This is a genomic window from Embleya hyalina, from assembly GCF_003967355.1.
In the GTDB taxonomy this organism is placed as follows: domain Bacteria; phylum Actinomycetota; class Actinomycetes; order Streptomycetales; family Streptomycetaceae; genus Embleya; species Embleya hyalina.
The window spans coordinates 123,856-145,975 of the sequence record NZ_BIFH01000028.1; the positions used below are offsets into that span (position 1 = coordinate 123,856).

The 22,120-nt window shown below is 73.4% G+C and carries 8 protein-coding genes; all 8 read left to right on the plus strand.

Features of this window, described 5'->3' with window-relative positions; translation table 11 throughout:
• Positions 1-18 precede the first annotated feature (18 nt).
• Entirely contained in the window at positions 19-879 is an 861-nt protein-coding gene (locus tag EMA17_RS30870) for a 3-hydroxyacyl-CoA dehydrogenase family protein (protein WP_126640445.1), read from the plus strand.
• Positions 879-1,550 carry an O-methyltransferase gene (locus EMA17_RS30875; RefSeq protein WP_126640446.1) on the plus strand — a complete coding sequence of 224 codons (672 nt, stop codon included), beginning with the start codon at positions 879-881 and terminating at the stop codon, positions 1,548-1,550. Before EMA17_RS30870 ends, EMA17_RS30875 begins: the two co-directional genes overlap by 1 nt.
• Before the next feature lie 15 nt (positions 1,551-1,565).
• Positions 1,566-1,889: an acyl carrier protein gene (locus EMA17_RS30880; protein ID WP_126640447.1), complete on the plus strand. Its 324-nt coding sequence runs from the start codon at positions 1,566-1,568 to the stop codon at positions 1,887-1,889.
• The gene (locus EMA17_RS30885) at positions 1,882-2,982 is read left to right on the plus strand and encodes an acyl-CoA dehydrogenase family protein (protein WP_126640448.1); all 1,101 of its coding nucleotides are present in this window, start codon (positions 1,882-1,884) and stop codon (positions 2,980-2,982) included. Before EMA17_RS30880 ends, EMA17_RS30885 begins: the two co-directional genes overlap by 8 nt.
• 25 nt (positions 2,983-3,007) lie before the next feature.
• Positions 3,008-4,099: an HAD-IIIC family phosphatase gene (locus EMA17_RS30890; RefSeq protein WP_126640449.1), complete on the plus strand. Its 1,092-nt coding sequence runs from the start codon at positions 3,008-3,010 to the stop codon at positions 4,097-4,099.
• 87 nt (positions 4,100-4,186) lie between these two features.
• The gene (locus tag EMA17_RS30895; RefSeq protein ID WP_160161625.1) at positions 4,187-6,178 is read left to right on the plus strand and encodes an ATP-binding protein; all 1,992 of its coding nucleotides are present in this window, start codon (positions 4,187-4,189) and stop codon (positions 6,176-6,178) included.
• A 7-nt stretch (positions 6,179-6,185) separates the two neighbouring features.
• A complete protein-coding gene (locus EMA17_RS30900) occupies positions 6,186-12,566 on the plus strand; it encodes a type I polyketide synthase (RefSeq protein ID WP_126640451.1) in 6,381 nt (2,126 codons plus the stop codon).
• Between the two features lie 34 nt (positions 12,567-12,600).
• On the plus strand, positions 12,601-22,107 hold the full coding sequence (locus EMA17_RS53405) for a type I polyketide synthase (protein WP_126640452.1): 9,507 nt from the start codon (positions 12,601-12,603) through the stop codon (positions 22,105-22,107).
• Positions 22,108-22,120 lie beyond the last annotated feature (13 nt).

Sequence of the window (22,120 nt, forward strand, 5' to 3'; positions counted from 1 at the left end):
GTCGGAAGTGGTCGGCCGATGACCGGGAACGGGCGCGCGCCGCGGCTCGCGGTATTCGGCGCCGGCGTGATGGGCGTCGGCATCGCCACGCTCGCCGTCGCGCGGGGAGTGGCGGTCACACTCGTCGACGTGGACCGGGCGCGACTGGATACCGCACGCGCGCGGTTACGCCACGAACTCCGGCTCGCACAGATGATGGGAGCGCTCTCCCCGGGTGGGGCGATCGGCGACCTGCGCCTCGCCGACGCGGCGACGGCGGCCGCGGACGCGACCTGGGTGATCGAGGCCGTCACCGAACTCGCCGGGCTCAAGGCCGACGTGCACAAGGAGATCGCCGCCGTGGTCGCGCCCGGCACGCTCCGCGTCACCAACACTTCGTCGATCCCCGTCGACGAACTCGCCGGCCAGGTCCCCTCCCCCGAGGACCTGGTCGGCATCCACTTCATGAATCCGCCCTACCTGATCGGCACGCTGGAGATCGTGCGCGGACCGCGCACCGGCGAGCGGGCGATGTCGGCCGTACGGGACCTGCTGTCGACCCTGGACCGCAGGGGCATCGTGGTCGGCGACGGCCCCGGCTTCGTCACCAGTCGGCTGCTGCACCGCATGATCAACGACGCGGCGAACCTCGTCGAGGAGGGCCGGGCGAGCGTCGAGGACGTCGACGCGCTGATGGAGGGCTGCCTCGGGCACCCGACCGGCCCGCTGCGCACGGCCGACCTGATCGGCATCGACAACCTCGTCGACTCGTTGTGGGTGCTGCACGAGCGCACGGGCGACGAGGGTTGCCGCCCCGGCGAACTGCTCCTGCGCAAGGTCGCCGAGGGCGAGCACGGCCGCAAGACCGGGCGTGGTTTCTACCGGTACGGAGCGTCGTGATGGCCGGCCAGGTGGAGTTGGACGAGCGCCTGCTCGCGTACGTGCGCTCGGTGTCCCTGCGCGACGACGACATCCTGCGCGACCTGGTCGCCGAGACCGCGTCCATGCCCATGCTCGACGCCATGGTCACCATGCCCGAGGAGGGCCAACTCCTGGCGCTGCTGGTCGGGTTGACCGGCGCCCACCGGGTATTGGAGATCGGCACGTTCACCGGATACGGCACGCTGTGCATGGCCCGGGCGCTGCCGCCCGACGGACGCATCGTCACCTGCGACATCAACGAGCGCTGGACCCGGATCGCCCGGCGCTACTGGGACCGTGCCGGCGTCTCCGACCGGATCGAACTGCGGCTCGGGGACGGCACGCGGACCATGGCGGCCCTGCTCGCCGAGCACGGCCCCGAGACCTACGACCTGGTGTTCGTCGACGCCGACAAGACCGGCTACGCGCGTTACTACGAGGACGCGCTCACCCACCTGCGGCCCGGTGGCCTGATCGTGCTCGACAACACCCTCTACTTCGGCCGGGTCGCCGACCCGGAGGCGGACGACCCGGACACCAGGGCCATCCGCGAACTCAACGCGGCGCTGTTCGCCGACGCCCGGGTGGAACTGTCGATGCTCGTCATGGCGGACGGGATCACGCTCGCCCGCAAGAACAAGGTGCGATGAGAAAGGGACTCTCCCATGACCGAATCGACAACACGCTCGACGGCGGACTCGACGACGTTCGAGCCGGCGGACCCGACCGCGGATCTCCCGGTCGCCGCCATCGAGGACCGCATCGGCGCATTCCTGGAGGCGAAGACCAAGGCGACCTGGGAGCGGGAGGTGGACCTGTTCGCCTCGGGCGCGGTCTCCTCGCTCTTCGCGATGGAACTGGTGGTGTTCGTGGAGAGCACCTTCGGCATCGCGGTGGAGGGCCCCGACCTCGCCCTGGACAACTTCCGCACCCTGCGCTCGATGAGCGCGCTGGTGATCCGGCTGCGCGGCGGGGGCGACGATGCCTGACCACCTGAGCGCGCTGGTGACCGAGACGGTCGCCGACGCCGCGAGCGGGTGGGACGTGGCGGGCGAGATCCCGATCGCCGTCCTGCGCGCACTCGGCGCCAAGGGCGTGTTGTGCGCCGAAACCGAGCAGAGGTTCGGCGGCCTCGGCCTGTCCTGTGTCGAGAACGGCGAACTCACCGCGCACACCGGCGCGCTGTGCAGCTCGCTGCGCAGCGTGATGACCTCCCAGGGCATGGCCGCGTGGACGATTCGGCGCTTCGGGGACCGGGCGCAGCGCGAGGAACACCTGGCCCGACTCACCGGCGGCGAACTGGCCGCGGTCGCGTTCAGCGAGCCGGCCGCCGGCAGCGACCTGGCCGCGATGAGCACCGGGATCCGGCGCGACGGTGGCGACATCGTCGTCCACGGCACCAAGACGTGGATCACGGTCGCCGACTACGCCGACTGGATCGTGGTGTTCGGCCGGTACGAGGGCGGCGGCGCGGTCGCCGTGGTGCCGACGACGGCGCCCGGGGTGCGGGTGACCCGGGTGCCCCACCCGATGGGCTGCCGGGCGGCCGGACACGCCACGGTGGAACTCGACCACGTACGGCTGCCCGCGGAGCACCTGCTCGCCGTGGCCGGTCAGCCGATCGTCATGCTCACCACCATCGCGCTGACCTACGGCCGGTTGTCGGTGGCCTGGGGCTGCGTCGGCATCCTGCGCGCGTGCCTGACGGCCGTCGCCCGACACGCGGCGGCCCGCGAGCAGTTCGGCAAACCCCTGCTCCAACACCAACTCGTCGCCCGGCACCTGGCCGAGCTGTACGCCGCGGAACGCACCGCGACGTTCGCCTGCGAGCGGGCGAGCGGCAGCCGCGACGAAGGATCACCCGAGCAGGTACCCGCGTCGGTCCTGGCCAAGCACGTCGCGGCCGGCCATGCCGCCCGCGGCGCGGCCTCCGCGCTCCAGGTGCTCGCCTCCGCGGGGGCGGCGAGCGGACACGTGGTCGAGCGCGCCTACCGCGACGCGAAGTTGATGGAAGTCATCGAAGGCAGCAACGAGATCTGCCAGCTGATCCTCGCCGAGCACGCGGCGTCGGCGGCGGGCTGAACGGTCGCACGAAACGGGAGCGGACATGTCCGAAGCACAACCGGTCGTGAAGTGCCTGATCTGGGACCTCGACAACACGCTGTGGCGCGGCACGCTGATCGAGGACGGCGACGTCGAGGTGGACGAGGCCGTCCGCAAGGTCGTGGTGGAGCTCGACGCGCGTGGAGTATTGCAGGCCGTCTCCAGCCGCAACGACCACGACGAGGCCTGGGCGCGGCTCGAACAACTGGGCCTGGCCGAATACTTCGTGCTGCCCCAGATCGGCTGGGGCCCGAAGTCGGAGTCGGTGCGCCGGATCGCCGAGCGGCTGAACTTCGCCACCGGGACGATCGCGTTCATCGACGACCTGCCGACCGAGCGCGCCGAGGTCGCCTACCACCTGCCCGACGTGCGGTGCTACCCGGCCGAGCAGGCCGCCGCGCTGCTCGACCTGCCCGAGTTCAGCCCGCCGGTGGTCACCGTCGACGCGCGTCGCCGCCGGATGATGTACCGGGCCGGATTCGAGCGGGACCGGGAGCGGGAGCAATACCGCGGCGCCGACGAGGAGTTCCTGCGCTCGCTCGACCTGGTGATGCGGATCGGCGAGGCCCGGGACGAGGAGATCACCCGGGTCGAGGAACTGACCCTGCGCACCAGCCAGATGAACGCCACCGGCGTGCACTACTCGGACGCGGCGCTGCGCGCACTGGCCCGCGACGAGGATCACGACGTACTGGTGGTCTCGATGAGCGACCGCTTCGGGCCACACGGCGCGGTCGGGGTGATGCTGATCGAGAAGACCCCGCGGACGTGGCACATCAAACTCCTGGCGACCTCCTGCCGGGTCGTCTCCTTCGGCGCGGGCGCGGTACTGCTGCGCTGGCTCACCGACGCCGCCGCCCGGGCCCGGGTGCACCTGGTCGCCGACTTCCGCCGTACCGAGCGCAACCGAATGATGGAAGTGGCCTACCGGTTCGCGGGATTCGCCGACGCGGACTGCACGTGCCTGGCCTCCTTCCCGGCCACCGAGGGAACCGAGGTCCTGCATCTGGAACCGGTCCGCCAGGACCCCCCGACGACCATGCGGGTCACCGCCCCGGACCCGCAGGCCGCCGGTCGGGAGGCGGAATGGGCGTAGCCGCGCACCGATCCGACGGTTGACGCAGAGCACGAACGATCTACGGGGGATCTCTTGCAGTTCATGGTTCTGGGCCCGTTGAAACTGATGGACGACGAGAAACCGATCGCGCTCGGCGGCGACCGGCGGCGGGCGACACTCGGCCTGCTGCTGCTCAACGCCAACCGCGAGGTGGCGACCAGCAAACTCCTCGAGGGTCTGTGGGACACCGAGGAGACGCCGCCGACCGCACGCAAGATCCTGCAGAACGCGGTGCGCGGACTGCGGGTGATGTTCGCCGAGCACACGCGCGGCGACACCCGCCCGCCCGCGCTGCTGACCTGCTCGCACGGATACCAGTTGCAGGTCGACCCCGAACAGGTCGACATGTTCCGCTTCCACCGCCTCGCCCAGGCCGGCCGCGCGGAACTGGCGGTCGGCCGCCCCGCCGCCGCCGCGGACACCCTGCGCGAGGTGCTGGCACTGTGGCGCGGACCGGCCCTGGCCGACCTGGTCGAGGCCGGACACTCCTGGGCGGAGCTGACCGCACTGCACAACGCCCGCCTCGACGTGATGGAGGACTACTACGAGGCCGAGTTGGCCAACGGGCACCACCAGGGCGTGCTCGGCGGGTTGGAGACCATGGTCGAGGCCGAGCCACTGCGCGAGCGGGCATGCCACCAGCTGATGCTGGCGCTGTACCGCAGCGGACGCCAGGCCGACGCGCTGGCGGTCTACCGCCGGGCCCGGCTGCGCCTCGCCGAGCAGTTCGGCCTCGAACCCGGCCGGGAACTGCGGATGTTGCAACACGCGATCCTGGTGCACGACCCGTCCCTCGCCGCGCCCGCCGCACCGGCCCGACCCGTGGTGCTCGCCGCGCCCACACCGGAGCCGGAACAGCCCGAATACCCGCTCGCCCGCACCGCCCCGGCCGTGGCGCCGCCCGCCGCCGGGGCCCGGAGCCGGGTCAGCGCCGTACTGATCCGCGCCGACTTCGGCACCGGCCCCCGGGTCGTCGACGTCGGCGAGGCACTGGAACGCACCGCGACGACGGTACGCGAGGAGGTCGAACGATTCGGCGGCGTCGTCGCCGGCTCGACCGGCTCGGTCACCCTGGCGGTGTTCCGCCCCGACACCACGCGGGACGACGACACCGACCGGGTCGCCGAACGCGCCGTGCACGCCGCCGTCTCCCTGCGCCGGCGCATCTGCTTCGAGGTCCCCGACGGCGAACGACCCGCCCTGCGGGTGGCCGTGTCGACGGGCGAGCTCCCGGTGCGTCCCGCCGAACGATTCCTGGAACCGCTGCCGGTCAACGGTGCGTTGCTCGTCGACTGTGAGTCCCTGCTTCAGTTCGCCGAGGACACCGAGATCGTGGTGTGCGACCACACCAGCCGACTGACCGGCGCGGCGATCCGCTACGACCACCAGGGTGGACCGCACCCACGACGGACCGTCCGGGGAGGCTGTCCGGACTCGCCGATCATGCTCGCGGTGATGGATCGCGAACCCGAGTTGGACGTACTGAGCAGCCTGCTCGAACGGGTCCGCCGGCGGGCCCGGCCACACCTGGTGCTGGTCGTCGGCGGGCCCGGGATCGGCAAGTCGCGGTTGCTCGCGGCGTTCGAGAGACGGGTGCGCGACGCCGCGACGATCCGGCTCGACCCGCACGGGCCGGCGACCACCCCCAATGTGGCCGAACTCGCCGAGTACCGCCCGCTCGTGGTGTTCGCCGACGACCTGCAGGCGGCCGACAACACGGTCCTGACCGTCGTCGAGGGCCTGCTCGACCAACCGGAACCGACCCCGCTCCTGGTGGTCGCCGCCGCCCGTCCGGAACTGTTCCGCCGCCGCCCGGGATGGGGCGACGGCAGTCGGCACGCGAGCCGGATGACCCTGGAGCCGGTCACACCCGAGGCACCCGCCCGGGCGCCGGAGGAGCGCGACACGCCCAGGCTCTGCCACGTCCCGGGTCGGGGCCGCCCTCGCTCTTTGGTCCGGGGAGCCAGATTCGCCGCCCGGTCCGGGTTTCTCGAACCGGGTTGCCCACCGTCCTCGCAGGGTTCACTGGCCCCGTTGAGTACTCGGCCGGAGGAGTGACGAGACCATGGAGAACGAGGGCAGGCTACGGAACTACCTCAAGCAGGCGGTCGGCGAACTCCAGGACACCCGCGAACGGTTGCGGGAACTGGAGCAGGCCGCCGCCGAGCCGATCGCGATCGTCGGCATGGCCTGCCGCTTCCCCGGCGGGGTCGAATCACCCGCCGGACTCTGGGAGTTGGTGGCCGAGGGCCGGGACGCGATCGCCGCGTTCCCGACCGACCGCGGCTGGGACGTCGACGGCCGCTACGACCCCGACCCCGGCGTGCCCGGCAGCTACTACGCACGCGGTGGGGGATTCCTCTACGACGCGGCCGACTTCGACGCCGACTTCTTCGGGATCTCGCCGCGCGAGGCGTTGGCGATGGACCCGCAGCAGCGGCTGCTCCTGGAGACCGCGTGGGAGGCACTGGAACGCACCGGGACCGACCCGCAGGCGCTCCGGGGCAGCGACACCGGGGTGTTCGTCGGCCTGATGGGCCACGGCGGACAGCGGTACGGCCTCGGCGCGGAGGAGGCCGGTCGGGGCGGCGACGGCTTCGGCGGGACCGGCAGCGCGGCCAGCGTCGCCTCCGGCCGGATCGCCTACCTGCTCGGCCTGGAGGGTCCGGCCCTGACCGTCGACACGGCGTGCTCGTCGTCGCTGGTGTCGATGCACCTGGCGAGCCGGTCGCTGCGCAAGGGCGAATGCTCGCTGGCACTGGTCGGCGGCGCCTCGGTGATGGCGACGCTGGACACCTTCGTCGACTTCTCCCGGCAGCGCGGTCTGGCCGAGGACGGCCGGTGCAAGGCGTTCGCGGCCACGGCGGACGGCACCGGGTGGTCCGAGGGCGTGGGCATGGTGGTCCTGGCCCGCCTCTCCGACGCCCGGCGGCTGGGATACCCCGTGCACGCGGTGATCCGGGGCAGCGCGGTCAACTCCGACGGCGCCTCCAACGGCCTGACCGCGCCGAACGGTCCGTCCCAGCAGCGGGTCATCCGTCGGGCACTGGCCGACGCGGGCCTGACCGCCGCCGACGTGGACGTGGTGGACGCACACGGCACCGGCACCCGACTCGGCGACCCGATCGAGGCACAGGCCCTGCTGGCGACCTACGGTCGGGAGCGTCCCGACGACCGACCGCTGTGGCTGGGCTCGCTGAAATCCAACATCGGCCACACCCAGGCCGCGGCGGGCGTCGGCGGCGTGATCAAGATGGTGCAGGCGCTGCGACACGGCCTGCTGCCCAGGACGCTGCACGTGGACGAGCCGACCCCCGCCGTGGACTGGGCGTCGGGCGCGGTCGAACTGCTGACCGAGGCACGCGCCTGGCCCGAGACGGGCCGGCCCCGTCGGGCCGCGGTCTCGGCGTTCGGGATCAGCGGAACCAATGCGCACGTGATCATCGAGGAGGCGCCGGCGGAGCCGGAGCCGGAGCCGGAGCCGGAGTCGGAACCGGGGGTGGAGCCGGGGTTGGAGCAGGGCTCGGAACCGGAGTCGGAGCCGGTATCGACACCGGGGCCGGCACCGGACTCCGGGCACCCCGCGGTGCCGCTGCTGCTGTCCGCCGCCTCGGCCCCGGCGCTCGCCGCCCGGGCGCGCCAACTGCACGAGTTCACGGCGGCCGACCCGGCCGCCCCCGTGGCCGCCGCCCTGGCCGGCCGCGCGCCACGACTGGCACACCGCGCGGCCGTGCTCGGCACCGACCCGGCGGCGGGACTGCGTGCCCTCGCCGAGGGTCGGCCGTCCCCGGACGTCCTCCTCGGCACCGCCCGCCCCCGTGGGAAGACCGTGTTCGTCTTCCCCGGCCAGGGCTCGCAATGGTCCGGAATGGCCCTCGACCTGTACCGCGAATCCCCGGTGTTCCGTGCCTGCCTGGACCGCTGCGCCGACGCCCTCGAACCGCACGTCGACTGGAACCTCGTCGACGCGCTCGCCGGACCCCTCGACCGCGTCGACGTGGTGCAACCGGCGCTGTGGGCGGTGATGATCTCGATCGCCGCGCTGTGGGAGAGCCACGGCCTCGCTCCCGACGCGGTACTGGGCCACTCCCAGGGCGAGATCGCCGCCGCATACGTCGCCGGCGCCCTCTCCCTGGCCGACTCGGCCACGGTCGTCACCGCCCGCAGCAAGGCCATCGTGCGCCTGGCCGGTACCGGCGGCATGGCCTCCGTGCACCTTCCGAGGGCCGACACCGCGCACCGGATCGAGCGCTACGCCGGCGCGGTCGAGATCGCCGCCGTCAACGGACCCGGCAGCACGGTCGTCTCGGGCACGCCCGCCGCCCTGACCGACCTCGTCGAGTCCTGCGAGGCCGACGGGATCCGGGCACGGCTCATCCCGGTGGACTACGCCTCCCACTCGGCGCACGTCGAGGCCCTGCGGGACGACATCCTCGGCACGCTCGCCGGCATCCGACCCCGCCCGACCCGCGTCCCGTTCCATTCCACGGTCACCAACGAGATCCTGGTCGGCCCGGAACTGGACGCCGAGTACTGGTTCCGCAACCTGCGGCACACCGTCGGCTTCGCCGCCGGCACCCGGGCGCTGCTCGACCGGGGACACCGCGTGTTCGTCGAGGTCAGCGCACACCCGGTGCTGACCACCGCGATCGGCGAGACGATCGAGGAGGCGGAAACCCCCGACACGGTCGTCCTGGAGTCGCTGCGCCGGGACGAGGGCGGGTCGACGCGCTTCGCCGCCGGACTGGCCGGGGCGTACGTACACGGCATCGAAATCGGCTGGCAATTGCCGCCGTGCGACGTCGAGTTGCCGACCTATCCCTTCCAACGTCGGCGCTACTGGCTCGAAGAGCCCGCCGCGATCGGCGACATCACCGCCCTCGGTCTGCACCGCGCCGACCACCCGATGCTCGGCGCGGCGCTGCGCACCGCCGACGCGGAGACACTCGTCCTCACCGGCCGGCTGTCCCCTGCCGCGCAACCGTGGCTGGCCGACCACGGGATCGGCGAATCGGTGCTGCTGCCCGGCGCGGCGATGGTCGAACTCGCCCTCCAGGCCGGCGACCGGGTCGGTCGCGCGCATCTGGCCGAACTGACCATGCGGGCGCCGGTGGTCGTCGACGCCGACCTCGATCTCCAGGTGCTGATCGGCCCGGAGGTCGACGCGGGTCGGCCGGTGGCGGTGTACACCAGCCCGAGCGGGCGGGACGAGTGGACCCGGCACGCACAGGGCGTGCTGACCGCCGAGGAGCCGCCGGCACCCGGCGCGTCGACCTCCTGGCCGCCGCCGGGCGCGGTGGCCGTACCGCTGGACGGGTTCTACGAGACCCTGGCCGAGCGCGGCTACGCCTACGGCCCGGCCTTTCGCGGCGTGCGCGCGGCATGGCGCGACGGCGAGGTGATCCACGCCTCGGTCGCGCTGCCGGACGAGGTGGACGTCTCCGGCTTCGGGCTGCACCCCGCCCTGTTGGACGCGTCGCTGCACGCGGCCGGCCTGGCCGATACCGGCGAACTGCGCCTCCCGTTCGGCTGGACCGACGTACACGTGTACGCCACCGCCGCGCGCACCGTCCGGGTAAGCCTGTCCCCGGCCGGATCGGATGCGATCGCCCTGCTCGTCACCGACGAGGCGGGGCAAGTCGTGGCATCGGTTGGCGGGTTGTCGCTGCGTCCGGTGGACGCGGACGCGTTCGGTCGGGCCCGGGTGGACACCTCGGCGCTCTTCGGCCTCGACCTCGTCCCGATCGACCTCCCCGAACCACCCGCCGAACACTCGTGGTTCACCCTCTCGGCCACCGGCCACGACCGTCCGAACCCGCCATCCTCCGCGCAGGCCGCGCTGTGGACCTGCCCGACCGGCGACCTCGAGGACGTCGTCGCCCGGACGCTGGAGGTGGTTCGGGACTGGCTCGCCGATGCGGACCCGGCCGAGGTCCCGCTCGTCGTGCTCACCCGGGCGGACGAGCCCGCACACCGCGCGGTGACCGGCCTGTTGCGCACCGCCCGGAGCGAACACCCGGGCCGACTGCGGCACATCGACGTCGACGACCACCCGCACACCGGGCGCGCGCTGCCCGCCGCGATGGCCGTCGACCACCCCGAACTGGTGCTCCGCGCCGGGACCGGCGCGGTGCCGCGCCTGGTCCGCGCGTCGGCGTCGCCCGCTCTGCCCGAGCCGCACGATCGGCCGTGGCGGCTGGCCCCGACCCATCGCGGCGACCTGGACGGACTGTCGCTCGCCGCGTGCCCCGAGGTGACGCGCCCGTTGGCGGCCGGCGAGGTGCGGGTCGCGCTGCGGGCGGGCGGGCTGAACTTCAAGGCCGTGCTTCTCGAACTGGGCATGGTGGCGCGGGACGAGTGGTCCTCGCTGGGCGAAGGCGCGGGAGTGGTCCTGGAGGTCGGTGCGGACGTCACCGGACTGGCCCCGGGGGACCGGGTGATGGGGCTGTTCACCGGCGGTCTGGGTACGGAAAGCGTCTCGGATCGCCGGCTGGTCGTACCGATGCCCGAACACCTGTCGTTCGCCCAGGCCGCCGGGGTCCCGGTGGTGTATCTGACCGCCTACTACGGCCTCGCGGACCTGGCCGGGCTCCGATCCGGCGAATCGCTGCTGCTGCACGCCGCGACCGGCGGAGTGGGCTTCGCCGCCCAACAACTGGCCCGGCACTGGGGCGCCGCGGTGTTCGGCACCGCGAGCGCCGGCAAACGCGACGTGCTGCACGCGTGGGGTTTCGACGACGACCACCTCGCCGACTCGCGCAGCCTCGGCTACGCCGAGCGGTTCGGCCGGACCACCGGCGGACGCGGCGTGGACGTGGTGCTCAACGCGTTGGCTCACGAGCACGTCGAGGAGTCGCTGACCCTGCTGTCGCCCGGTGGTCGTTTCGTGGAGATGGGCAAGACCGACATCCGCGACCCCGAGGAGATCGCGAAGACGCATCCCGGGGTGCGCTACCGGGCGTTCGACGTGATGGACGCCGGCTTCGAGCGCCTCGGCGAGATGCTGGAGGCGATCCGCGTCCTGTTCGACGAGGGCGCGCTGCGACCGATGCCGCTGACCACGTTCGAGATCCAGCGGGCACCGGAGGCGTTCCGATACCTGCGCCAGGCCCGACACGTGGGCAAGATCGTGCTGACGATACCCGCGCCGCTCGACCCCGACGGCACGGTGCTGATCACCGGCGGGACGGGTGTGCTCGGCGGGGTGATCGCGCGGCATCTGGTCGCCGAACACGGCGCGCGGCGACTGCTGTTGACGAGCCGACGCGGCCCGGCGGCCGAGGGCGCGGGCGCGTTGCTCGACGACCTGCGCGCGGCGGGCGCCGACGTGGATGTGGTGGCGTGCGACGTCACCGACCGCGAGGCCCTCGCCGAGCTGATCGGTTCGACGCATCGCCTGACCGGGGTGGTACACGCCGCCGGGGTGCTCTCCGACGGCGTCCTGGAGGCGCTGACCCGCGACGACCTCGACGCCGTATTGCGGGCCAAGGCCCGCTCGGCATGGGATCTGCACGAGCTGACCCGGGATCACGACCTGTCCCTGTTCGTGCTGTTCTCCTCGGCCGCCGGCGTGCTGGGCAACGCGGGCCAGGGCGGATACGCCGCGGCCAACGCCTTCCTCGACGGTCTCGCGGAACATCGGCGCGGGCTCGGCCTTCCGGGCCTGTCGATCGCGTGGGGCCTGTGGGCTCGGGAAAGCGCGATGACCGGACACATGAGCGACACGGACCGGGACCGCCTGGCCCGGATCGGACTGGGCGCGATCACCGACGAGCAGGGCGCGGCCCTGTTCGACGCCGCCCTCGCCCTGCGCCGCCCGGTCGCGGTGGCCGTGCCGATCGACGTGGCCGCCCTGCGCGGGAGCGGCCGCCCCCGGCCCGACATCTTGTCGGCACTGGACCCGTCGGGCCCGACCCGGCGCCGGGTCGCGGCCCGGGCGACCGACACCTCGCGGGCGGACCGGTTCCTCGAACTGCCCGAACGCCGACGCCGCCGGGAACTCCTGGAACTGGTCCGGGAGTCCGCGGCCCTCGTGCTCGGGCACGAAACGGCCGCCGCGGTCGACGCGGACAGCGCGTTCAAGGAACTCGGGTTCGACTCGCTGACGGCGGTGGAACTGCGCAACCGATTGGGCAACGGCACGGGCCTGCGACTGCCCCCGACGGTCGTGTTCGACCACCCGACGCCGGTCGAACTGGCCGGCTTCCTGGACGAACTGCTCGTGCCCGCCGAGGAGACCGGGGTGCGGTCCGTCGTCACCGGACTCGATCGACTCGCCGTCGCGGATCTCGACGACGAGGAACGCGACCTGCTCGCCAAGGGGCTCCAGGAGGTGCTGCGCCGACTCGCCGCACCGACCGACGCGGGCGGCGAGGACCGGGACTTCACCGCCGCCTCCGACGACGAACTCTTCGACTTCATCGACGGCGAACTCGACATCGCATGACTTCGCCTGTCCGCACGGAAGGGGGCTGCCCGGGATGTCCAACGAGCAGAAGCTGCGCGAATATCTGAGGCGCGTCACGACGGACCTCCAGCGCGCCCAGCGGGAGCTGCGCGACGCCGAGGCCGCCGCCCGGGAGCCGATCGCGATCGTCGGCATGGCGGCCCGGTTCCCCGGTGCCGCCAACGCGCCCGAGGAGCTGTGGGAACTGATCCGTGGCGGTGGGGAAGCCCTCACGGATTTCCCGAGCGACCGAGGGTGGGATCTCGATCGGCTGTCGGACCCCGACCCCGACACACCCGGAACCACCTACCTCACCCGGGGCGGCTTCCTGGCCGGCGCGGGGCGGTTCGATGCCGAGTTCTTCGGGATCTCACCGCGCGAGGCGGCGGCGATGGACCCGCAGCAGCGGGTGCTGTTGGAAACCTCCTGGGAGGCGCTGGAGAGCGCCCGCATCGACCCGGCGTCGATGCGGGGCAGCTCCACCGGCGTCTTCGTCGGGGTGATCCCGCAGGAGTACATGCCGCGCGCGGGGGAGACGCCCGACGACCTGGAGGGCTTCGTCCTCACCGGCGGCACCACCAGCGTCGCGTCCGGCCGGATCGCCTACGTGCTCGGCCTGTTGGGACCGGCGGTGACGCTGGACACCGCGTGCTCGTCGTCGCTGGTGTCGATGCACCTGGCGGAGCAGTCGCTGCGCAGCGGGGAGTGCGACATCGCGCTGGCGGGCGGCGCCACCGTGATGTCCGGGCCGAGCGTGTTCGTCGAGTTCTCCCGGCAGCGCGGGCTGGCGCCGGACGGCCGCTGCAAGGCGTTCGCGGCGGCGGCGGACGGCACCGGGTTCTCCGAGGGCGTCGGGATGCTGGTGTTGGCCCGGTTGTCCGACGCGCGGCGGCGCGGGTTGCCGGTATTGGCGTTGGTCCGGGGCAGCGCGGTGAACTCCGACGGTGCGTCCAACGGCCTGACCGCGCCGAACGGGCCGTCCCAGCAGCGGGTGATCCGGCAGGCACTGGCCAACGCCGGTCTGTCCCCGGCCGAAGTGGATGTGGTGGAGGGTCATGGCACGGGAACACGGCTGGGAGACCCGATCGAGGCGGACGCGCTGCTGGCCACGTACGGACGGGCACGTACGCCGGGTTCCGACGAACAGGCGTTGCTGCTGGGCTCGGTGAAGTCGAACATCGGGCACACCCAGGCCGCGGCGGGCGTGGCCGGGGTGATCAAGATGGTCATGGCCATGCGCGACGGGGTGGTGCCGGGGACGCTGCACGTGGACGAGCCGACACCGGCGGTGGACTGGTCCGCCGGGACGGTCGAGGTGGTGACGGAGTCCCGGCCGTGGCCGGCGACGGGCCGGCCGAGACGGTCGGCGGTGTCGTCGTTCGGGATCAGCGGGACCAACGCGCACGTGATTCTCGAACAGGCCCCGGTGGAAGAGCCGGTGGCGGCGAGCGAGCCGGAGTCGACGCCGCCGGCGCCCGGGTCGGCGTTGCCGGTGGTTCCGGTGGTGGTGTCGGCGCGGTCGGCCGGGGCGCTGCGGGCACAGGCGGAGCGGCTTCTGCCGGTGGTCGCGAGCGGCGCGTCGCCGGCGGACGTGGGGTTGTCGGCGGCGGTGTCGCGGTCGACGTTCGAGCACCGCGGCGTGGTGCTGGCGGCCGACGCGGATGAACTTGCGGACGGTTTGCGGGCGTTGGCCGCTGGTGAGTCGGCGGCGGGGGTGGTGTCCGGGGTCGCCGCCGAAGGGCTCACGGCATTCCTGTTCACCGGCCAGGGTGCGCAACGTGCCGGCATGGGCCGGGAGTTGTACAAGACCTTTCCGGTGTTCGCGGCGGCGTTCGACGAGATCTGCGGGCATTTCGACACGCTGTTGCCCGGGTCGTTGCGAGACGTCGTGTTCGGGGACAGTGCGGGGTTGGACCGGACCGAGTGGACCCAGCCGGCGTTGTTCGCGGTCGAGGTCGCGATGTTCCGGCTCCTGGAATCGTGGGACGTCCGGCCCGACTTCGTGACCGGGCATTCGATCGGCGAGTTGGCCGCCGCGCACGTTGCCGGGGTGCTCGATACGGCCGACGCGTGTGAGGTCGTGGCGGCGCGGGGCCGGTTGATGCAGGCGTTGCCGGCCGGCGGGGCGATGGTCGCGGTGCGGGCCGCCGAGGCGGAGGTGCGCGAACTCCTGCGCGGGTACGAGGACCGGGCCGGGATCGCGGCGGTCAACGGGCCGACGTCGGTGGTGGTCTCCGGCGCCGAGGACGTCGTCCTCGCGGTCGCGGACGCCCTGCGGGAGCGCGGCCACACGACGAACCGGCTCACCGTCGGCCACGCCTTCCACTCACCCCTGATGGATCCCGTCCTGGACGGGTTCGCCACGGTCCTGGACGGCGTGGTGTTGGCCGAGCCGGTGATTGCGATGGCGGCCGACGCGGCCGATGTGCGTTCGGCGCGGTACTGGGTCGACCACGTCCGCGAGCCGGTGCGCTTCGCGGAGCATGTCGCCCGCCTGCGGGAGCGGGGCGTCACGCGGTTCCTGGAGATCGGCCCGGACGCGGTCCTCACCGCCCTGGGCCCGGAGACCGCACCGGACGGGTTGTTCGTCGCCCTCCAACACCGCGACCGCCCCCAGGCCCGTACCGCGCTCACCGCGCTCGCCCGGCTGCACACCCACGGCCACACCGTCGACTGGCAACACCTGTTCGCGGACACGACCGCCTCGCTCGTCGATCTCCCGACCTACCCCTTCCAACAGCGCCACTACTGGCTGCCGGAGTCGTCGTCGGGCGATGTCGTCTCGGCCGGGCAGGTGGCCGCCGGTCACGCGATGTTGGAAGCCGTGGTGCGGGTCGCCGATGCCGACGAGGTGGTGTTCACCGGGCGGCTGTCCGTACGGACGCACCCCTGGGTCGCCGAACACGAGCTCGGCGGGCGGGCGTTGGTGCCCGGCACCGCGTTGCTCGACATGGCGATCCGGGCCGGGGACGAGGTCGGCTGCGCCGGCGTGGCCGAGATGGTGGTCACCGCGCCCCTGATCCTCCCCGAGTCGGGTGGGGTGCGGGTGCAGCTCGTGGTGCACGAGGCGCGGGACGGCGGGGAGCGGCCGTTCGCGATCCACTCCTGCCCCGAGGACGCGTCCGGCGAGGAATGGACGTGCCACGCCACCGGACTGCTGGCCTCCACCGCCCCCGAGCCGGACTTCGAGCTGAGCGAATGGCCGCCGGCGGGGGCTCGACCCGTGCCGATGGACGGGTTCTACGACCGGCTCGCGGAGCACGGCTACGTGTACGGCCCGCTGTTCCGCGGGCTGCACACGCTGTGGCGCCGTGACGGCGGTGCCGGCGCCGAGTTCTTCGCCGAGGTCGCCCTGCCGGAACACGCCGACACGGCCCGGTTCGGGATCCATCCCGCCCTGTTCGACGCGGCGATCCATCCACGGGTCGTGGCCGCGATCGCCGACGCGGGTGCGGACTTCACGCTTTTGCTGCCGTTCGTGTGGAACGGGATCAGCCTCCACGCGACGGGCGCGACCGCCCTGCGGGTACGGGTCCTGATCGACGATCCGACCGACGGGACGTCCTGTCGGGTACAACTCGCCGACCAGGCCGGGCAACCGGTCGCCGAGGTGCGCTCGGTCGAGGCCCGCCCGGTGTCGACCGACCGGTCGGCCACGCGGGACGAGACGTCCGGATCCCTCTTCGAGGTGGAATGGGTTCCGGTCGAGCCGACCCCGACCGAGCCGACCGGGAGCTGGGTCCTGGTCGGTGGGCCCGACCGCCGCATCGAGGACGCGCTGCCCGTCGTCCGCCACGCGACGTTGCGGGAGGCGGCCGGTGCCGACGTGGTGGTCGTCGCGTACACCGCGCCCTCGGACGGCGGCGACGTCGTCGCGTCGGTGCACGACACGACGGTCCGGGTGGTGGACCTCCTCCGGGAATGGTCGGCCGACGACGGACACCGGTCCGGCCGCCTGGTCGTGGTCACCCGTGGTGCGGTGGCGACCGATGCCGCGCCGGACCTGGTGGGTGCGTCGGTGTGGGGCCTGTTGCGGTCCGCGCGGGCGGAACACCCCGACCGGATCGTGCTGGTGGACGTCGACGACGACCCGGCCTCGCTCGCGCTCCTGCCCGCCGTGTCGGCGGCCGGCCACGACGAGGCCGCGGTCCGCGCCGGCGCGGTGACGGTACCCCGCCTGGTGCCGCGGCCCGCGCCTGCGGACGCGGCCCGGCCGGTGCCCGCGCCCGACGGCACCGTCCTGGTGACCGGTGGGACCGGCGCGCTGGGCGCGTTGTTCGCCCGGCACCTGGTCACCGAGTACGGGGTCCGGCACCTGGTCCTCACCAGCCGCCGGGGGCAGGACGCGCCGGGGGCCGCCGAGTTGGTCGCCACACTCACCGAACTCGGGGCCACCGTACGGATCGCCGCCGGTGACGTGGCCGACCGGGCCGTACTCGCGGCGATCCTCGACACGATCCCCGCGGAACACCCGCTCACCGGTGTCGTGCACACCGCCGGCGTGATCGACGACGGCATCCTCACCGCCCTCACCCCCGAGCGGGTCGACGCGGTGCTTCGGCCCAAGGTCGACGCCGCGTGGCACCTGCACGAGCTCACCCGCGAGCACCCGCTGACGATGTTCGTGATGTTCTCCTCGCTGGCCGGCACGCTGGGCAACGCCGGACAGGCCAACTACTCGGCGGCCAACCACTTTCTCGACGCGCTCGCGCACCACCGCCGGGCCCACGACCTGCCCGCGATCTCGCTGGGCTGGGGGCTGTGGGCCACCGAGGGCGGTATGCGGGCCGGCGGCGCCGACCAGGTGCGACGGAGCGGCCTGCGGGCGATCACCCCGGAGGCCGGGTACGCGCTGTTCGACCGGGCCCTGGCGGCGAACCGTGCGGTGACCCTGCCCGCGCGACTCGATCCGCGCGTGTTGCGGGCCGGGTCGGCGCCGATCCCGTCGATGTTGCGGAGCCTGGTCGGGCGTTCGGCGCGCCGGGTGGTGCGGCCGGGCGCGGCCGACCAACGGGCCCTGGCCGAGCGGCTGGCCGCATTGCCGCGCCGGGAGCGGCAGGAGCAGGTCGTCGACCTGGTCCGGGCCGAGGTTGCGGCGGTGCTCGGGTTCGGCGCGGGCGAACGGGTCGGCGAGAGCGTGCCGTTCCGCGACCTGGGCTTCGACTCGCTGACCGCCGTCGAGTTGCGCAACCGGCTGTCCGCGACCACGGGACTGCGACTGTCGCCCGGGGTGGTGTTCGACTATCCGACGGTCGCGACGCTCGCGGAGCACGTGCTGTCCGAGCTGAGCGGAGACCTGCCCGCCTCGGCCACGGCCGTCGCCGCGTCGGTGTCGGGGCCCGGCGGCGCGAACGAGCCGATCGCGATCGTGGGCATGGCGTGCCGCTTCCCCGGCGGGGCCGACACGCCCGAGGAGTTGTGGCGGCTGGTCGTGGACGGCGTGGACGCGATGGCGGACATACCGGATGACCGGGGTTGGGACATCGCGCGGTTGTGGGATCCGGATCCGGACAAACCCGGCACGTTCTATCCGCGCGCCGGCGGATTCATCGACGACCCCGCCGGGTTCGACGCCGGCTTCTTCGGCATCTCGCCGCGCGAGGCGCTGGCGATGGACCCGCAGCAGCGGTTGTTGCTGGAGACCTCCTGGGAGGCCCTGGAGAGCGGCGGCATCGACCCGCGGTCGTTGCGCGGCAGCGCTACCGGCGTCTACACCGGCCTGACCGCACAGCAGTACGAGGCGGGCGCCGGGACGGTCGAGGAGGGCGTCGAGGGGTATCGGCTGACCGGCTCGACGACGTCCTTCGGATCCGGCCGGATCTCCTACGTCCTCGGCCTCGAGGGCCCGACGATGTCCATCGACACGGCGTGCTCGTCGGTGTTGGTTTCCGTGCACCTCGCCGCCAACGCGGTGCGCAGCGGCGAGTGTGCGCTGGCCCTGGCGGGCGGCGCGACGGTGATGGCGCAGCCCATCGGCTTCATCGAGTTCTCCCGGCAGCGCACGTTGTCCCCCGACGGCCGGGCCAAGGCGTTCGCCGAGGCCGCCGACGGCACCGGATGGTCCGAGGGCGTGGGCATGTTCGTACTGGAACGGTTGTCCGACGCCCGCCGGCACGGGCACCCGGTGCTCGCGCTGATCCGGGGCAGCGCGGTGAACTCCGACGGCGCGTCCAACGGCCTGACCGCCCCCAACGGCCCGGCGCAACAGCGGGTGATCCGGCAGGCGTTGGCCAACGCGGGCCTCGTCGGGGCCGAGGTGGACCTGCTGGAGGCGCACGGGACGGGCACCAGACTCGGCGACCCGATCGAGGCACAGGCCCTGTTGGCCACCTACGGCCGGGACCGGCCGGCGGATCGCCCCCTGTGGCTGGGTTCGGTCAAATCCAACATCGGGCACACCCAACACGCCGCCGGTGCCGGTGGGTTGATCAAGGCGGTCCTGGCCATGCGCGACGGCCTGATGCCCAAGACGCTGCACGTGGACGAGCCGACGTCGGCGGTGGACTGGTCGTCCGGGGCGATGCGGTTGTTGACCGAGGCCCGCCCGTGGCCGGAGGTGGACGGGCCGCGTCGGGCCGCGGTGTCGGCGTTCGGGATGAGCGGGACGAACGCGCATGTCGTGCTGGAGCAGGCCCCCGAGGAGCCGGTCCCGGCGGAGGCGGAGGTGTCCCTGCCGGCGGTGCCGTGGGTGTTGTCGGCCAAGTCGCCGCAGGCGCTGCGGGCGCTGGCCGAGCGCATGGCATCGCTGTTGTACACCACGGACGAAGCGGACGTCGCCGGTGCCGCGCCGAGCCTGCTCGACGTCGGGTTCTCGCTGGCGGCCCGGTCCGGGTTCGAGTACCGGGCGGTGCTCGTGGTCGGGGAGGCCGCGGAGGCCCGGGCCGGGCTGTGGGCGATCGCCGAGCCCGAGCGCGAGGCGGAGCGCGGGCCCGAGCCCGAGCGCGAGGTGCCCGCCACCGCGGACGGGCGCACCGCGTACCTGTTCTCCGACCGCCCCGCGCCCGGCCCGGACCGGGCCTTGTACGAGACGTGGCCGGTGTACGCCCGGGCGTTCGACGCCGTGCTCGCCGAGGTCGAGGGTGAAGGGGCGGGGGAGGGTCGATTCGCCGCCGAGGTGGCGCTGTTCCGCCTGGTCGAGTCCTGGGGTGTGAGCTTCGGCTGCGTCGCCGGGACCGGCGTCGGCGAGCTTGCCGCGGCGTACGTCGCCGGGGCGCTCTCGGCGCCCGACGTGCGCCGCTTGCTGGCCGACGGACAACGGGCCGAGGTGACCTTCGGGGAGCCGCGCATCCCGGTGCTGTCGTTGCGCACCGGCAGGCCGCCGGCCGCCGACGACGCGCCGGGGTCGAGCGGAACCGAGGGCGCCGCGGTCGCCGAGCGGTGGATGGCCGAGCGGCGGGTGACCCGCCTCGTCGAATCGGGCGGCCCCGACCGGGTGTTCCGCCATTCGGTGGCGCTGCTCCCGGACGGCCGGCCGCAGGTACGCGCCGTGCTCGACGGGGTCGGCGAACTGTTCGTGGCCGGCGCCCCCGTCGACTGGTCGGCCGTGTTCGCCGGCACCGGGGCGCGCCGTATCGCCCTGCCCACCTACCCGTTCCGGCACGAGCGCTATTGGCCGGCCGCGCCCGAACCCGCCGAGGACGCCGACGCCGGCACCGCCTCGCTGTTCGAGCTGCGCTGGACCCCGGTCGCGGCGCCGGCGGACGACGAGCCGGAGAGCCTGCTCGCCCTGCTCGGCGACGACCCCGCCGGCCTGGCCGCGGTGGCGCCGCTGCGATTCGGCGACGTCGAGGAGGCCGCGACGGCCTTCACCCCGTGGGACGTACTGCTGGTGCAGCCGTCGGCGCCGGAGGATCCCGCCGCCGACGGACCGGCCGAGGTGGATCGAGCGGTGGCCCGGGCGCTCGACGTGGCGCAGTCCTGGCTGGCCCGGGAGAACCTGCCGGACAACCGCCTGATCGTGGTGACCCGGGGCGCGATGGCCGTCGAGGCCGGGGAGGACGTACCCGACCCGGCCGGTGCCGCGGTGTGGGGCCTGCTGCGCTCGGCCCAGGCGGAGCACCCGGATCGAATCGTGCTGGTCGACCTGGACGACGACCCGGCCTCGACCGACCGGCTGTTCGTGGTGGCCCAGACCGGGGAGCCCCAACTCGCGGTGCGCGCCGGACGGTTGCTCGCCCCGCGACTGGTGCCGTCGACGCCGGTGCCGGATGTGGTGCCGCCGACACCGGTGGCGGGCGGCACCGTGCTGGTCACCGGTGCCGGCGGGCCGCTGGGCGCGCTGTTCGCCCGGCACCTGGTCACCGCGTACGGCGTGGAACACCTGGTGCTCGCCGACCCGAACGTCCCCGACTCGCCCGCCACACGACTGCGGGACGAACTGGCCGCGCTCGGCGCCTCGGCGACGGTGGTCGCCTGCGACCCGGCCGACCGCGACGCGGTACGCGCGATGCTCGCGGGCATCCCGGCCGAGCACCCGCTGACCGGGATCGTGCACACCGAAAACGTGCTCGACGACGGTGTGTTCACCGCGCTGACCCCGGCGCGTGTGGCGGCGGTGTCGCGGCCCAAGGTGGACGGCGCCCGGCACCTGCACGAGCTGACCGCCGACACCCCGCCCGCGCTGTTCGTGCTGTTCTCCTCGGTGGTCGGCATGCTCGGCAGCCCGGGCCAGGCCAACTTCGCCTCGGCCAACGCCTACCTGGACGCGCTGGCGACCCGCCGCCGGGCCGCCGGACTGCCCGCCGTGTCACTGGCGTGGGGCCGGATGGTGGCGAGCGCGCAATCCGGCCTGCGGGTGATCGCCGAGGACGAGGCGTGCGCGCTGTTCGACGCCGCGCTCGCCGACGGGCACACCGTGATCGTGCCCGCCCCGCTCGACCTTCCCGCGCTGCGCCGAGACGGTGCGCAGGTCCCGGCGGTGTTGCGGCACCTGGTGCCGCGCGACGAGCGCCGCACGGCCGGCACCGAGCAGCCGGCCGACCGGTTCGCCGCGATGAGCCGGGCCGAGGCCGAGGCGTACCTGCGGGACCTGGTGCGCACCGAGGCGGCGGGCGTACTCGGCCACGCGGCGCCGGACCGGTTGCGGTGGGAGGTGTCCTTCCGGGACTCCGGCTTCGACTCGTTGTCCGCCGTGCAGTTCCGCAACCGACTGGGGGAGCGCACCGGCCTGTCGCTGCCCACCACGCTGGTCTTCGACTACGCCTCACCGGACGTACTGGTGGACCACCTCCTCGACCGGCTCGCCGTCACCGACGGAGTGGACCGCCGCGCGGCACTGGCCGAACTGGACCGCCTGGAGGCGGTGTTGATGGCCGTGCCGGTCGAGCCGACGGACGACGAGGACTCCGGTCACACCGAGATCGCCGCCCGACTGAACACCATCCTCGCCCGCTGGAACAAGGCCCGGACCGAGGCCCGTTCGCACGCCCCCGACGCCGACGCGATCGACCCGGCCACCGCGATCGAGACCGCGACCGAGAACGAGATCTTCGACTTCATCGACCGGGAGCTGGGCCGCTCCGCCGCCAACCCCCAACGCTGACCACAAGGAGACA

Bases quoted from the DNA above. Each gene is read 5' to 3' on its own strand.
- EMA17_RS30870 (WP_126640445.1), top strand. From the start codon at position 19: ATGACCGGGAACGGGCGCGCGCCGCGGCTCGCGGTATTCGGCGCCGGC.
- EMA17_RS30875 (WP_126640446.1), top strand. From the start codon at position 879: ATGGCCGGCCAGGTGGAGTTGGACGAGCGCCTGCTCGCGTACGTGCGC.
- EMA17_RS30880 (WP_126640447.1), top strand. From the start codon at position 1,566: ATGACCGAATCGACAACACGCTCGACGGCGGACTCGACGACGTTCGAG.
- EMA17_RS30885 (WP_126640448.1), top strand. From the start codon at position 1,882: ATGCCTGACCACCTGAGCGCGCTGGTGACCGAGACGGTCGCCGACGCC.
- EMA17_RS30890 (WP_126640449.1), top strand. From the start codon at position 3,008: ATGTCCGAAGCACAACCGGTCGTGAAGTGCCTGATCTGGGACCTCGAC.
- EMA17_RS30895 (WP_160161625.1), top strand. From the start codon at position 4,187: ATGGACGACGAGAAACCGATCGCGCTCGGCGGCGACCGGCGGCGGGCG.
- EMA17_RS30900 (WP_126640451.1), top strand. From the start codon at position 6,186: ATGGAGAACGAGGGCAGGCTACGGAACTACCTCAAGCAGGCGGTCGGC.
- EMA17_RS53405 (WP_126640452.1), top strand. From the start codon at position 12,601: ATGTCCAACGAGCAGAAGCTGCGCGAATATCTGAGGCGCGTCACGACG.